This window comes from Mucilaginibacter sp. KACC 22773, assembly GCF_028736215.1.
Taxonomy (GTDB): Bacteria; Bacteroidota; Bacteroidia; order Sphingobacteriales; family Sphingobacteriaceae; genus Mucilaginibacter.
Map to the genome: position 1 here is coordinate 5846836 of NZ_CP117883.1, position 15411 is coordinate 5862246.

General features: G+C 41.2%; 13 protein-coding genes. 2 read left to right on the forward strand and 11 right to left on the reverse strand.

What is annotated here, in order from left to right; genetic code table 11:
* Positions 1-56 precede the first annotated feature (56 nt).
* The 9 genes from PQ469_RS24170 to PQ469_RS24210 form a co-directional block, all read right to left on the reverse strand.
* The gene (locus tag PQ469_RS24170; RefSeq protein ID WP_090641406.1) at positions 57-230 is read right to left on the reverse strand and encodes a Sec-independent protein translocase subunit TatA/TatB; all 174 of its coding nucleotides are present in this window, start codon (positions 228-230) and stop codon (positions 57-59) included.
* 77 nt (positions 231-307) lie between these two features.
* Positions 308-733, reverse strand: coding sequence for a Sec-independent protein translocase subunit TatA/TatB (locus PQ469_RS24175; RefSeq protein ID WP_090641402.1), 426 nt, complete (start codon positions 731-733; stop codon positions 308-310).
* A gap of 211 nt (positions 734-944) precedes the next feature.
* Entirely contained in the window at positions 945-2228 is a 1284-nt protein-coding gene (locus PQ469_RS24180) for a murein hydrolase activator EnvC family protein (RefSeq protein WP_090641398.1), read from the reverse strand.
* Positions 2229-2244: 16 nt separating this feature from the next.
* On the reverse strand, positions 2245-3033 hold the full coding sequence (lolB1, locus tag PQ469_RS24185) for a lipoprotein insertase outer membrane protein LolB1 (RefSeq protein ID WP_090641395.1): 789 nt from the start codon (positions 3031-3033) through the stop codon (positions 2245-2247).
* The gene (locus PQ469_RS24190; RefSeq protein ID WP_274209948.1) at positions 3011-4684 is read right to left on the reverse strand and encodes a tetratricopeptide repeat protein; all 1674 of its coding nucleotides are present in this window, start codon (positions 4682-4684) and stop codon (positions 3011-3013) included. Before PQ469_RS24190 ends, lolB1 begins: the two co-directional genes overlap by 23 nt.
* A 177-nt stretch (positions 4685-4861) precedes the next feature.
* Complete coding sequence (dut, locus tag PQ469_RS24195; protein WP_274209949.1) at positions 4862-5296, reverse strand: dUTP diphosphatase; 435 nt, start codon at positions 5294-5296, stop codon at positions 4862-4864.
* Complete coding sequence (locus tag PQ469_RS24200) at positions 5296-6798, reverse strand: oligosaccharide flippase family protein (protein ID WP_274209950.1); 1503 nt, start codon at positions 6796-6798, stop codon at positions 5296-5298. The genes dut and PQ469_RS24200 overlap by 1 nt, the downstream gene beginning before the upstream one ends.
* Before the next feature lie 38 nt (positions 6799-6836).
* Positions 6837-7115 (reverse strand): acylphosphatase, encoded by a 279-nt coding sequence (locus tag PQ469_RS24205; protein WP_090641718.1) that lies wholly within the window; start codon positions 7113-7115, stop codon positions 6837-6839.
* Positions 7116-7193: 78 nt separating this feature from the next.
* Positions 7194-8360, reverse strand: coding sequence for an amidohydrolase family protein (locus PQ469_RS24210; protein ID WP_274209951.1), 1167 nt, complete (start codon positions 8358-8360; stop codon positions 7194-7196).
* A gap of 159 nt (positions 8361-8519) precedes the next feature.
* Between PQ469_RS24210 and rlmN the strand changes: the two genes are divergently transcribed.
* The gene (gene rlmN / locus PQ469_RS24215) at positions 8520-9581 is read left to right on the forward strand and encodes a dual-specificity RNA methyltransferase RlmN (RefSeq protein ID WP_369829628.1); all 1062 of its coding nucleotides are present in this window, start codon (positions 8520-8522) and stop codon (positions 9579-9581) included.
* A 24-nt stretch (positions 9582-9605) separates the two neighbouring features.
* Positions 9606-10304 carry a ComF family protein gene (locus PQ469_RS24220; protein WP_090641377.1) on the forward strand — a complete coding sequence of 233 codons (699 nt, stop codon included), beginning with the start codon at positions 9606-9608 and terminating at the stop codon, positions 10302-10304.
* 97 nt (positions 10305-10401) lie between these two features.
* Here PQ469_RS24220 and PQ469_RS24225 read toward each other — a convergent pair whose 3' ends face one another.
* Both PQ469_RS24225 and glyA read right to left on the reverse strand, forming a co-directional pair.
* Entirely contained in the window at positions 10402-13533 is a 3132-nt protein-coding gene (locus PQ469_RS24225) for a PAS domain S-box protein (protein ID WP_274209952.1), read from the reverse strand.
* Between the two features lie 4 nt (positions 13534-13537).
* Positions 13538-14824 (reverse strand): serine hydroxymethyltransferase, encoded by a 1287-nt coding sequence (glyA, locus tag PQ469_RS24230; protein WP_090641370.1) that lies wholly within the window; start codon positions 14822-14824, stop codon positions 13538-13540.
* Positions 14825-15411 lie beyond the last annotated feature (587 nt).

Sequence of the window (15411 nt, forward strand, 5' to 3'; positions counted from 1 at the left end):
TTCAACAGATAAGTTTATATCGTAAATAAGGTATTAAAAAACAGCGGTCTAAAGTATTAAACTTTAGGTTTCTCTTCTGTAGAAGATGTGCTGCCTTCGTTGTTCTGCGCGTCTTTAAATTCTTTAACGCCTTTTCCTAAACCTCTCATTAGTTCGGGTATTTTTTTACCGCCAAATAATAAAAGAATTGCCAAGATGATAAGAATAATTTCTGGTGCCCCTAAACCCATGATTTTAAGTTTTATATAAGTTAATATTATTATTAATGATAGAATGTCCTTTTTATTAAACTGCCGAAGCAGCTTTTTTAGTGTTTGTTAAGGTCGATTTTTGATTCAGTAACCGGTTCCTGATCGGTACCTACGTGAAACTCGGCTGCAGGGATTGTATTTGGAACTTTATTTTCGGCAATCACCGGGTTAGGGTGATGCTCTACGCTTTCGGCAACCGGCGTTTCGTCAACAGAGTGTTCTTCAATAAGTGGCGTAACATGCTCTTCAATTACCGGCTCAACAGTTTTAGTAGCCTCCGGTTTTTCCTGAAAATTATTGATCTGGTTATTGATTTCGCGTTTAACATCCTCGGATGCATCTTTAAAATCGCGCAGGCCTTTGCCCAGCGTACGCGCCATACCCGGAAGCTTTTCGCCACCAAATAGCATTAATGCTGCAAAAAGTATCAGTACCATCTCGCCCGTACCAATATTTAAAAATAAAAAAACTGTACTTAGCATTGCATTTTTTTTAAGGTTACAAATATAAACAATTAATATCTTTATAATTAAGAATCAAGAGTTAAGAGTCAGGAATCAAGATAACTGCAAAAAAGTTTTATATTAAATTACTGCCTTGTAAGCTGTTTCTTCAGCTAAGCTGAGCATAATTTAGCCTATTATTGTTTCCTGTCTTGACTCTTAATTCTTGATTCTTCTTTTTGATTCACAACTAATTAGGCGCCAGCCAAAACTTAGGATTCTGCGCATCTTTAGCCTTATATATATCAAAGTTAACTTCAGTTTCGCCCGTTGACGGATCGGTGGCAACAACACCTAAATTTTGTTTGGTGGTTACTTTTTGCCCGCGCGCCACCGTAACCGAGCGTAGGTTTCCATACACTGTAAAGTACTCTCCGTGCTTTATCATTACCAGGTAGGTACCGCTCACATCAACTACCCTAATCACTTCCCCCTCAAATACTGCTCTTACAGCACTGCCGGCATTCGTGCGGATGTCTACCCCTGTATTTTCGCTCCTGATACCTTCAGAAGTATAAGTTCCAAATCCCTGGGTTATTATACCGTTGGCTACCGGCCATGGCAAACGGCCTTTGTTGCCCAAAAAGTCGTTAGATAGCCTTGCCGCTTCGGGGGTAGCGTTCAAATACCCGGAACTTGTTTTGGCAACCGCCTTTGGAGCTACCGGGGCCGGTTTATTTTCGGCCTTGGCTTTCGCGGCGGCTAACCTTGCTGCTTCCCGCGCTTCGGCTTCTGCCTTGCGCTGTGCTTCTTCTATCTCCCGGCGGATAGCATTGGCAATCTCCCGGTTTGTTTTAGCAAGTTTGTTTTGAACCTCCTTTTGTTGTTGCTTTAACAGCCCCTCGTGCTGAGATAGGTCTTTAACTACTTTAACCTGATCGTTTTTCTGCGCACCCAGGGTTTTCTTTTCTTTCTCCTGGTCTTGAAGCAAATTGCTTTTTTCCTGCTTGGTTTTATCAAGCTCATTTATTTTTACATGCAGTTCTTTTTGCGTTCCCTGTATGTAACCGGCCTGGCGCTCACGGTAGGCGCCAAACTGCTGTAAATATTTTAGCCGTTTATAAGCCTGGTTAAAATCTTTTGATGCAAAAATAAACATCAGCTTATTGTAAGCACTTTGGTTACGGTAGGCAAAAAGTATCATTCCCGCGTATTCCTTTTTTAACTGATCCAGCTGGCTTTGTAAGCTATGTACAGTATTATTGCTTTCGGATATTTGGCTATCCAAATTTCTTACTTCGGAGTTAATGTTGCTTATTTTTTCCTCTCTCAGGCTTATCTGCGCCTTTAGCAAGCTTAATTGCTTTAATGTCGCCCTTTTGTTATTTGACGTTTCCTGGTAATCCTTATTCAATTGGTCAAGTTCTTCTGATAATTTATCGCGCCTGCGCTTTAGTTCGGCACTGCTTTGTGCATGTGCATCAACAGCGATTAGTACTGCTATAAAAAAGAGAATTGCTTTTAAAAATTTCATCAAACAAAAATAGGAATTATTTGGCCGGCTCATATCTATCCGGAATACTAAATGGATACTCCTGTTGCTGGTCAAAATCGACCCTGGTATAATGCAGGTTTACATGGATGTTTTTATCTTTTACTGTTGATGCTATATCTATCTGCGATGGCAGGATACGGTTATTGGCCTGTATAAAAGTATTATTGGCTACCTGTAATGATTGCCCTTCGCTTTGGCTGTTCAAGTTGGTTTGCGTTACCTTATTATCGGCCCCAACTATCAATTTGTAAAGTAAATCATCAAGGGTGCCGCTTAATGTAGTATTGCCGTTCACGGTTGTAAAATCGGCATTTTCGGTAAGCAGTTCAGGAATAGCATTACCTATCAGTAATGATTCAAGTGTTTTATAATTCACCTGCTTGCTGGCATATGCGTAAACATAGCTAAATGGCTTTTTGAGATAAACACCTTCCAGCCTGTTTATCAGCAATATACTATCGGGCGTAATCACCGCTCGTGCAACCTCTACACCCAATATCGCCGTAATAGATACCCAGATTTTTTTTCCTTTATTGATGCGGATATTGAGTGTAACATCATTACTGTTGCCGTTAATATCCAGGTTAGTTTTGGCCTTGCCCGAAAATGTATTAAAGTTTACCTGCTGCGCTTTTATAGCTGCCAGTTTTGTGTTTATTTTATTATCGGGCGTAGCAACAACATCGGCTTTGCGGGCTACCATAACCTGCTTGCGTGCTTTACAACTTACTATGGCAAGCAAACCGCAAACTATCAGTAACCTATTCAAAATATTTTTTTTCATTTATCTTTCGATCTAAAACCGGCGATTGCTCACCGTAGCCTTTGGCCTTTTTCCAGTTATCTACTGCTTCATCTGCCTTACCAAGGTAAAACAAAATATCGCCGTAATGTTCATATTTAACTGCACTTTTATCTTTATCGTGCGTTAACGCTTTCTCCATCCACACTTTGGCATCGGGATATTTTTTCTGCATAAACAGTATCCATGCATAAGTATCTTCAAATGATGCCGTGTTTGGTTGCAGCTGTGTTGACCTTGCCGACATTTGCGCCGCCTTATCCAGCTGTTCATTTCTTAACGATAAATAATAAGCATAATTGTTTAAGGTATATGCATTATCGGGATTAATGGCCAGGGCCTTATCATAAGCATCGTCCGAACTTTTGTTGTTCTTCAGGTCGTGATAACAATCTCCTAATAACGAAAAGCTTAGCGAAAGTAGTTCCTTATCCTGAATTTCTAATGAAGTTGCATTTTTAACATAACCCAACGCTTTATTAAAGTCTTTTTTTTGCGCCCAGGCCACACCTACCAGATAATTCATCCAGGCCTGGTTCGGGAACAGCGAAAGAGCGTTCTCCCCGTCTTTAACGGCACCATCCAAATCATTCATACTTAACTCAATACGCACTAATTGTTCATGCACCTGGTATACCTGCCCATCCAGTTCTATCGATTTTCTGTAGGCGTCTTTTCCTTCCTTCAATTTATCGCTCTGTAGCAGCATATCGCCATACATGGCAAAAGCTTTACTATCCCTGGCATGCGTAATTGTGAGTATACGACTTAACTCAAGTGCGCTGGCTTTGGCATTCGGATCTGGAAATTTGGGGTAATAACCGGTTATGATTCTTATTTTTTGATCGATACTGACCTCGGGTATGGCAAACGCCTGGGTAAGTTCTTTATAGCTTGCATCATTATTCTTTTTTTCCCGGTAAATATCTGCAAGTGCCAGGTGTACCATGCCGTTACCCTGATCAATTTTTTCGGCCTGCAACAAAGCTTTCAATGCCTTATCGCCAAATCCGTTTGAGTTATATATCTCTGAAAGTAACAGGTAATAACGAATTTGACCGGGATTATTGGCTATCGCTTTTTCAACATCGGCCGCGGCCTGGTCAACTTTGCCTTGTTTGAGGTAAATTTTTTGACGGCTACCCAACAAGTCATCGCTGGGCCCGGTAATTTGCTCTAACTGATCATAAACTTTTAGCGCATCATCATACTTTTTCAAGATGACGAACGCGTTGGCTTTATCAAAATAATACTCAGGCTTGTTTGGGTTAAGGCGAATAAGCTGGTTAAACACGTTCTCCAATTTATTGATGTTGTTGCTTTTTTCATAACTATCGGCAAGGGCGCTCCAGTACCATTCGTTATTGGGTTTTACGGCAACAGCGCGTTCAAGTAATGGTTGTGCACCGGTATAATCGTTTTGTATTTTTTTAAGATTGGCCAGTTCATACAGCGAGGCATCATTCGCCGGATCGGCCTGAATCACGCGCTCAAACAACTCTGATGCATGCTTCAGGTTTTCTACCGTTTTCTCTCGCAAAGCCGAGAAAAACAGCTGCCTGATTTCGCTGCTATCGAGGCCCCCCATTTGTTTTGATGCAGCAGTGGTTTGGGCAATGAGGTGAAGAGGCAAGAAGCAAGAACCAAGAATCAAGACAGCTGCAATTTGCAAGTGCCATGTCCTGTTTATTGTATTCCTATATCCCAAACCCTTGTCCTTCATATTCAAATTTACACTAAATTGCTCATTTCGCCTGCTCACCTATTCTCAAAAAGTCTTAATTCTTTGACTCTAACCTCTTGTTTTATTTCACTTTACCGCTGTATGTCCAAAACCACCTTCACCCCTGGTGGTATCATTCAATACCTCAACCTGGATCCAGCTTACGGTTTCGTGTTTGGCAACTACCATCTGGGCTATCCTGTCGCCATGGTTAATCTCAAACGATTCTGCGCCCAAATTAATGAGCAGTACCTTTATTTCGCCCCGGTAATCGGCATCAATAGTGCCCGGCGAATTAACAATACTTATACCATGCTTAAACGCCAAACCACTACGTGGCCGTATCTGCGCTTCAAACCCTACCGGTAATTCAATATACAAACCTGTTGGCACCAGTTTGCGTTCCATCGGGTTCAACCTGATGGATTGTTCCAGGTTGGCCCGTAAGTCCATACCCGCGGCGTGGGCGGTTTCGTAGGCAGGTAAGCTGTTGCTTGATTTGTTGATTATGCGTATGTTCATTATCTTTTTAAAATAGCTAAAAGCGGTTTACGTTCAAAATAAAAAGCTGTGCCCGCAAACAAAAGGACTAAAGCGTTGCCTACAAATATATTTCGTTTAAATATAGTGAACGATATGTACACCAGTATTATTGACGCTACAATGTAAGCCAGATTTTTTTTGATATTATACGGGATTGGGTAATTTTTTTGTCCCCAGATGTATGATAATATCATCATGGTAGTATATGCAGCAAACGAAATCCAGGCAGAGGCTATATAACTGTATTTAGGTATAAGCAATACATTTAAAACAATGGTTAAAATTGCTCCTATACCAGAAATGTATAGACCATACTTAGTTTGATCGGATAGCTTATACCATACCGAAAGATTCATATAAATACCCAGACTGACATACCCGAACACCAATGGTGGGACCACCTTTAAACCAGTCCAATATAAATCAGTTTGCGTTTTATCGTGCCCCTTAACAAAGTACTTAAGGATTTCGATATTGGCCACCAGGGCTACAAATATTATACACACAGTAATTACAAAGTAATCCATAATGCGGGCGTAGGTTTGCCCCGCATTTTTATTCTTAGCATGACTAAAAAAGAATGGCTCGGCCCCCAATCGGAACGCCTGTACAAAAATGCTCAGGAATAAGGATATCTTGGCGCAAGCAGCGTAAATGCCAACCTCGCGTACGCTGATGTGCTGGGGCAGCAACTTGCCCAAAAGTATTTTATCTAAATTTTCATTAATCAGGAAAGATAAATTGGCTATAAGCACAGGCCAGCTATATTTAAACATTTCGGCAAACATCTTCCTGTCAAAATCGAGACTAAGCCTTAAAAACTCGGGCAACAGCATCAGTAATGAAAAAATACTGGCTATAAGGTTAGACACGAAAACATACCCTACCCAACCCGGCACATACCACGTATGTATCCAAGCCGCACCAACAAGATTATGACTAAGCCAAAACGGCAGCACATAAATAAAAAGAAGATTAAAACCGATAAAAATGATAATGTTCAAAAACTTAATAGCTCCGTACCGGCCAGGACGGCCATCAGCTCGTAATTTGGTAAACGGTACCGTGCCCCAGGCATCTAATACCAATATGGCTATGAAGATTTTTATAAAAATTAAAAAATCATCGTGACTGGTAAGCTCACCAACTTTAATAAAGCCAGTTATAAAATTTAAAAAAGGAAGAGTAATTAATAAAAAGAGCAGTGTAACTGCAAAAATGGCTATAAAGGAATTATTGTAAACCCGTTTTTTATTTTCGGGATACTTATTCAGATACCTGAAAAAAGTTGTCTCCATCCCGAAAGACAATACCGCGTTTAAGATAGAAACCCAGCCAAACATAGTTGTTAATATGCCGTAAACACCGGCGGCATAGGCGTGAGTATAAATCGGGGTGAGGAAAAAACTAAGCACTCGCCCGGCAATGGTGCTTAAGCCATAAACGGCGGTTTGCCCTGCAAATTTTTTAGCGGTTGACAATGTTGATGTTCAGTGTAATTAATCTGCTTCCGTTACAATTACGGGCGCCTTTTTACAACCTCAAAATTACGATAGTTTTTTAATTCGCCCTCATGGGTTTCAACAGAAGTTACTTCGCCATACTCGGGGCCTTCATTGCACCAATCCATAAACATGCCCATCGCAAAATCGTCGCCCTCGGCTTCAATGTATACGTCGCCATTTGGTTCGTTCAAAATAAAGCCCTTTACACCCAACTGATCGGCCGTTGCCTTCGTTGATTTACGAAAGGAAACGCCCTGCACTTTACCTTTAACTGTTATATTGAGATGTTTCATCATTTTGATTTGAGAATTTGAAGATTTGAAAATGATTTGCAAAGTTCTTTATTTTCAAATTCTCAAATCTTCAAATTCTCAAATTAATTTCTTCACTTTCGCTTCCGGTGTTATCTTCAAACCATCAAGGCCGGTTATTAAGTTAAGGCCGGGTGTTTTGCCAACTTGCAACGAGCCTTTTTCATCGTCGATTCCTAAAAACTCAGCCCCGTTAAGTGTGCCCCATTTTATTAACCTTTCGGTACTTAAAGCCGGGAATTTTTTTTGAATAGCGCGCATTTCGCTTAATATACATAAGCTATCATTGGATGCCAGGCTATCGGTGCCCAGGGTAATATTAAAACCCTGGTCAACAAAAAGTTCAATTTTAGGCAGTTTGCCTTCAATATATACATTGGCATTCGGGCAAAAGCAAAAATTAACTTTTCGGTCAAAACGTTTAATAAAATAGATATCCTTTAAATTGGTACAGGTATTATGCACCAACAGCACCTTTTGCTTATTGCTAAGCAGCGGAATAATTGATTGCACAGAGTTGCGGGCCTGCGGCTTAAAAAAACTGATATCGAGGCCAAAATGCTGGTACAGGTCCAAAAAGCCGCCGAGCTTATAACGATAAAACTTATTTTCGTCTTCGCACTCCTGGTTATGGATACTGATAAGATTGTGCCCTTCTTCGCTGTGTTTCCTTACCAGCTTAAACAGCTCTTTGGATACAGAGTATGGCGCATGTGGCGTTATGGAAGCTGATAGTGGCTTAAACTCATTAAGCAAGGCCATAGCTTTATCAAAAACATCTGCGGCATTTTGCGGTAAAAAGCCAAAGGTTTCTACAAAAGTGTGGTAATAAAGTTTGCTTTTAGCTTTTGTGGCTAAGCTTAAATTGGTATTTGAAATATCGCCAACAGCAACAATGCCATTGTTATACATTTCCTGATCGGCCTTTTCAATGGCTTCTGTCACCAACTGCCCGTCGGAATTCCTGAAAGCCTGAACATCTTTTATAAAAGAAACCAGCCCACCGCCGGTTTTAATTTTGGCTTTTAGATGTGAAAGTTCAAGGTGGCAATGGGTGTTTACAAATCCGGGGCAAATAATACCGCTAACATTTTCTATCGGGCCGCCTGGCGGGTTGTTTGAATCGGTAACCGAAATTATTTTACCAAAATCATCAACGGTAACAATTCCATTCTTAATAGGATCGGCATAAACTGGGAAAATGTAATCGGCTCTAAAACTTTTCATTCATCTGTAAAACTTGGTATCTGTCTAAAAAAGTTTTTCCAAAATATGCCCAATTTCAATTAATACAATTAACTTTTAGTTATTGTTTTTTATCATCAAAAAGAATGACTTTAAAAAAGAAAAACATTTTTTTAAATTAAGTACCTTTGCAACGTGAATATTGCAAAAAACAAAATAGACATCCGCAGCCTGAGTTTGAGTGCTTTACAGGAACATTTTATCCGCATGGACGAAAAAGGTTTCAGGGCTAAACAAGTTTATGAATGGCTTTGGAAAAAATCATGTTTCTCATTTAATGAAATGAGCAATATTTCAAAAGAACTGCGCACTAAACTGAATGAAAACTTTGTCATTAACAACGTTAAAATAAACACGTCACAGGTTAGTGCTGATAAAACTATAAAAAATTCTTTTATTTTACACGATACTCACCTAATTGAGGGTGTTTTAATTCCAACCCCCGGCCGCATGACGGCTTGTGTATCATCGCAGGTTGGCTGCAGCCTTACCTGTAAATTTTGTGCTACGGGCTACATGGAGCGTAAAAGAAATCTTAATCCCGACGAAATTTACGACCAGGTGGTGCTGATTGACCAGCAGGCACGAGAAAATTATGGCATCCCGCTATCAAACATTGTGTACATGGGAATGGGCGAGCCATTGCTGAATTACAAAAATGTAATGGACTCAATAGAACGCATAACCGCCGAAGATGGCTTGAACATGTCGCCAAAGCGCATCACCGTATCAACTGCAGGGATAGCTAAAATGATAAAAAAACTGGGCGACGACGAAGTAAAATTTAACCTGGCACTTTCATTACATGCCGCTAACGACGAGAAGCGTAACACGATTATGCCCATTAACGAGCAAAACTCGTTAAAAGCGCTTGCCGAAGCCCTTAAATATTATTACGCCAAAACCAAAAACCCGGTAACCTACGAGTATATTATTTTTGATGGTGTAAATGACGGCATCCAGGATGCAATGGAGCTTGCCAAATTCTGCAAGCACCTGCCCTGCAAAGTGAACATCATTGAGTATAACCCCATTTCTTTCGCCAGTTATATTAATGCCGATGAGGATAAGGTAGAGGCTTTTGCCAACTATTTAACTAAACAAGGTATTAATACGCACCTTCGCCGCAGCCGGGGTAAAGATATTGACGCGGCATGCGGCCAGCTTGCTATTAAAGAAAAAGCAAAAACTGTAGAAGTTTAAAAAAATCAGCCTTACCTTAAGGGCATGAAATTACCAGGCGGCTACCTTGCCGATTTTGTTTCGTTACTTTTCCCTCAGCTTTGCCCCGCATGCAATGCCAGCCTGGTAACTAATGAGCGTATCATTTGCTCGGACTGCCGGTATAATTTGCCATTTACCAACTTTCATACCCAGGCCGATAACATTGTTGCGCAACAGTTTTATGGAAAAATAAAGATTGAAGCAGCCTATGCCCTTTACTTTTTTAATAAAGGCGGCCGGGTGCAAAACCTGATGCACCATTTTAAATATAGCGGCATGAAACAAATTGGTAACCTGGCAGGAAATATTGCCGGCAACCAATTAAAAGAGAACCCGATTTTTAATACCATAGATTACATTATCCCAGTTCCACTTCATAAAAAGCGTTTAAAAGAGCGCGGCTACAATCAAAGTGCCTGTTTTGCCGATGGATTGGCCGATAAGCTGACAGCTACCGTTGAATTGGATAATTTGATACGGAAAGTCGCCACAGTTACCCAGACCCATAAATCGCGCTTTGCCCGGTTTGAAAACATGCAGGAAGTATTTGCAGTGGATAAACCAGACAGACTGGAAGGTAAGCACGTTTTACTGGTAGATGATATTGTAACTACCGGCTCAACCCTGGAAGCTTGCGGGATAGAATTATTGAAGGTACCTGGCCTGAAGCTGAGTATTGCTACAATTGCCTATGCGGTTTAGCCTGCCAGTAAGTTCAGCTGAAAGCTGAAACCATGTGCAACCACGGGCAGCGGTTAGCTGCGTTTATTTTAGCTCCCCTACAGGGGGCTGGGGGGGCCTATTGATGCTGATACCTGCTCAATTTTTCGAAAAGTATTTTTGGATCAAATGGTTTCAGGATGTAATCGTTCATCCCGGCGTTATCTATTTCGCCCATTTGGTTGCTAAGCATAGATGCGGTTAAAGCGATAATAGGCAATTGCTGAAAATATGGTTCGGGATTTGAACGGATCACCTGGGTAGCTTCCAGGCCGCCCATTTCGGGCATATGTATATCCATCAACACTACATTATAATTTTGGTTGGCTACAACCTTGTTTACTGCCTCGAGCCCGTTTTCGGCAAAATCGGCATCCGCGCCCCATTTTTTAAGGATTTTATTGATCAATAACCTGTTTATCTGGTTATCATCAACTACTAAAACGTTAATTTTCAGTCCTTCTTCCACTTTGTTATTATTGCTATTTAGTTGCTTATCTGCTTTATTGAAAGTAATGGTAAACCAAAAAGTTGAACCCTGACCTGGCACGCTATCCACGTTAATACGCGAATCGTGCAATTCAATAAGGCGTTTACTGATGGCCAGGCCTAATCCTGTGCCCCCGTATTTACGTGTAGTATCGGCTTCGGCTTGTTTAAATTGCTCAAATATTACATTTATTTTATCAGGCGCAATACCTATACCGGTATCTGTGATCGAAAACCTAATCCTTACATCCTTATCCGTTTCCTGGATAACTTTCAAATCAACGTTAACGCCCCCTTTTTCGGTAAACTTAACCGCGTTGCTCACCAGGTTTAAAATTATCTGGCTTAAACGGGTTCGGTCGCCTAAAATAATTGACGGCACAGTGTCATCAATGCTTTTGCTAAGATATATATTTTTTTCGACTGCTTTGTATTGCAATGAGTTATTGATACTCTGTACAACATCGCGCAGGTCCATCCGCGCATACTCAAGTTCCACATTACCCGTTTCCATCTTAGCAAAATCAAGCACATCGTTTATCAGCGTCAGTAAATTTTCGGCCGAAAACTTAAGAATGCCCAGGTTTTCTTTCTGCGATTCCAATGGATCTTCATCCAGCAACAAGTGCGACATGCCAATAACGGCATTAAGCGGCGTACGAATTTCGTGGCTCATTACCGATATAAACATATCCTTAGCCCTGCTCAGTTGCAGCGCCTCTTCTTTAGCGGCAATCAATTGAATTTCGGCCTTCTTTTTTTCGGTGATATCAATAATTACCTCAACGTATTTGTCAACTTTTCCACTTGCATCTGATATCACCGAATTTATAACAGAAACCCATAAAGGCTGGCCATCTTTACGGTAAATTAGCAAATCAACCTCAAAAGATTGTTTGTTTCTGGAAAGCTCACGTGCACGCTCGATAATGGCAACATCGGTTAGCGCCCCTTTTAATATATCGCCCAGATGCCTGCCACTTACCTCATTTATCCGGTAGCCTGTAATTTTCTCAAAAGCCTCGTTAACCCACTCAACCCGGCCTTCACTATTATTAATAACAATGCCACTGGTAACCTTGCTTGCCACAAGGGATAACAGCGTGAGCTCTTCTTCGGCCTTTTTACGTTCTGTGATATCAACCATTACGCCTATCTGCCGGTCAACTTTCCCCACTTCGTTAAATATAGGGCTGTTTGAAAGCCATACCCATATTGGCGTGCCGTCTTTTTTGTATATTTTTATTTCAACCTCATACGGCCGGTTTTCTTTAACAGCCTGTACAGCGCCTTCAAAAACACTCAGGTCAGAGTCCTTTCCCAACAACGATGTACCAATTGCCTTCCCTTCCAGCTCGGCAAATGAATAACCTATAATAGTTTCAAGGGCCTGGTTCATCCACATAAACCGCCCCTCGATATCACGGATAAATATACCTCCGGGCGATTTTCGGGCTGCAAATGATAATATCTCCAGATCCTGCTCAACTTTTTTGCGGACCGATATATCAATAATCACCCTGATATATTTATCGATTTCGCCCTTGCTGTTACGTATTGCAGAATTAATAACCGTAACCCATAAAGACTTACTGTTTTTGGGTGTTATTAAAAGATCAACCTCATATGACTCTTTATTTTTTATCGAGGCGATCAATTTAGCCTCGGCAGCCGCATCTACAACGGTGCCTTTGAGTGTAGCACCCAACCATTTATTTTTGACATCGGCTAAGGTAAAACCAGTAATGTGTTCAAATGCATCATTCACCCAAACAACCTCATCGGCAGCGTTGCTTATTACAACGCCGTTACTAACTTTACTTGCCACCAGCGCCAATTGTTCAAACTCCTGCGAGATATGTTTTTGATAGGTAATATCGCGTCCACTGGCAAACCATTTATCACCGCTAAATTTAACCGACCAGCTTACCCATTTAATAGCTTCTTCGGGTGTTAAAACAATGGTTTCGATATCAAATTTACGTTGTTGCTTACTTAGCCCTGTTTTAAGCACATTCAAAGTCCGAACCCTTTCTTCTTCGGGGAAAAAATTCCAGATGGGCTGACCAATAGCCTTTTCGGGACTGATGCCCAAAACAGTATCAACCGAGCGATTGATCTGTTCAATGTTAAAATCCCTGTCCATAATGCAATGAACATCGGGCGAACTATCAAACAGGTTGTAAAAATCTTTATGAATTTGCAGGTTGTGCTCCAATTCGCGCTTCTGTTTACGCAATTCAAGGTGCGACATCACATCTTTGGCAAGTGTTTTTAACGCGTCTTCCTGTTCAACGTTCAGAACCTTTATTTTTTGATCAAAAACGCAAAGTGTACCTATGCGGTAACCTTGCGGGTCAATCAAAGGCGCGCTCGCATAAAATCGGATCCCCATATCGCCGTTTACCAGATCGGTATTGGCATACAAATCATTTTTGGAGGCATCGGGAACGACAATTATATCATCGCCCAAAATGGTATGGCGGCAAAAGGAATCAGTTTTGGGGATATAATCAATCTGCAGGCCAACTTTTGATTTAAACCACTGCCGGTGATCGTCGATAAAAGTGATAAAGGCTAAAGGCGCCTGGCATATATAGGATGCCAGGCGCGTTATAGCGTCATATTCTTCTTCGGGCAGTGTATCAAGCACATGGTATGATTGCAGCGCGGTTAAACGCCCTTTCTCATCATCTATAAATCCATGCTGCCTTGTTGCCATTTATTTATTCTGATCCTTCCTGGCGATACAACGGGAAGTCGTGCATCAGTTTGTGCACCCTTTTACGAATTTTCTTGATAGAATGTTCGTTTTCGGGGTCAGAAATTACGGCATCTATCAACTCTACAATCTCTTCCATATGCTTCTCCTTCATATGGCGTGTAGTGATGGCAGCAGTACCCACACGGATACCCGAAGTTACAAATGGCGACTTATCATCATAAGGCACCATGTTTTTATTTACCGTGATATCGGCACTAACCAAAGCATTCTCGGCAGCTTTACCGGTAATGTTTTTATTACGAAGATCAATAAGCATCAGGTGGTTATCTGTACCGCCCGAAATGATCTGGTATCCGCGTTTTACAAATGCTTCGGCCATAGCTTCTGCATTCTTTTTAACCTGTACAATATATTTCATGTAGCTATCGCTTAAAGCCTCGCCAAAAGCAATGGCTTTAGCGGCAATAATATGCTCCAGTGGGCCACCTTGGGTACCAGGGAATACAGCCATATCAAGTAAGGACGACATCATCCTGGTTTCGCCTTTTGGCGTTTTTACACCGAATGGATTTTCGAAATCTTTACCCAATAAAATTAACCCACCGCGCGGGCCACGTAAGGTTTTATGCGTGGTTGTAGTAACAATGTGACAATGCGGAAGCGGATCTTTCAGCAGGCCACGGGCAATAAGGCCTGATGGATGCGAAATATCGGCCAATACCAAAGCGCCAACTTCATCGGCAACGGCACGGATAAATTCATAATCCCAATCGCGTGAATAGGCAGAAGCACCACAGATGATCAGTTTTGGTTTTTGCTCCAAAGCAACCCTTTTAAGCTGATCATAATCAATTAAACCGGTTTCTTTTACTACACCGTAAAAATGCGGCTCGTATAATTTGCCGGAAAAGTTCACTGGGGAGCCATGTGTTAAGTGGCCACCATGCGAAAGATCAAAGCCCAATATTTTATCTCCAGGTTGCAGGCAGGCCAGCATTACCGCGGCGTTAGCTTGCGCGCCAGAGTGCGGTTGTACGTTTGCCCACTCGGCGTTGAACAATTGTTTGGCACGCTCAATAGCAATGGTTTCAATTTCGTCAACCACCTCGCAGCCGCCGTAATAGCGCTTGCCCGGTAAACCTTCGGCGTATTTGTTGGTAGCAACAGAACCCGCTGCTTCCATTACCTGACGGCTTACAAAATTTTCAGATGCTATTAGCTCAATGCCTTCCTCCTGGCGTTGTTGCTCTTCATCCAAAAGTTTAAATATCAGTTTATCTCTTTTCATTGTGTGTTTTTAACGCTGCTAAGTTAGCTAAAAAGATAGATTTGAGATGTGAGTTATGAGATTTGAGACAGAAGTAATTTGAGATTTTACCTGCAAGGAAATTGGCGCAATATAATTTGTTATACAAGCAGTTATAACTAATAAGTTTTTGCGATAAGCCTGTTCCCCATACAAATAATGGCGGCGACGGGATTAAAATAAACCGAAATTATTCCGTTTGCTCACAAGACAGCCTTTTACCACCATCACCACCTGATAATCAGGCGCTCCTTCGTCTGGGGTACAATAATCTTTGACTCTTTGGCGACTTGTTTAATTTACAGGGATAAATCCGCCCAAAAATTGTTGCAGGTCACGTTTAATGATCACACCCAGACTTTCCTGTAAGTAAATTTAACGTTGATTCTTTGCGGGCAGCTTCAACATTTTTTATTTTTTTATTAACAATAAAAAAAGGCCTTACGGATTACCGTAAAGCCTTGATTATCTTAGTGGAGAATATCGGAGTCGAACCGATGACCTCTTGCATGCCATCCGAAGGTCGACAAACTTCAAATAGTTTAAAATAGTTATAAATATCATTGTTA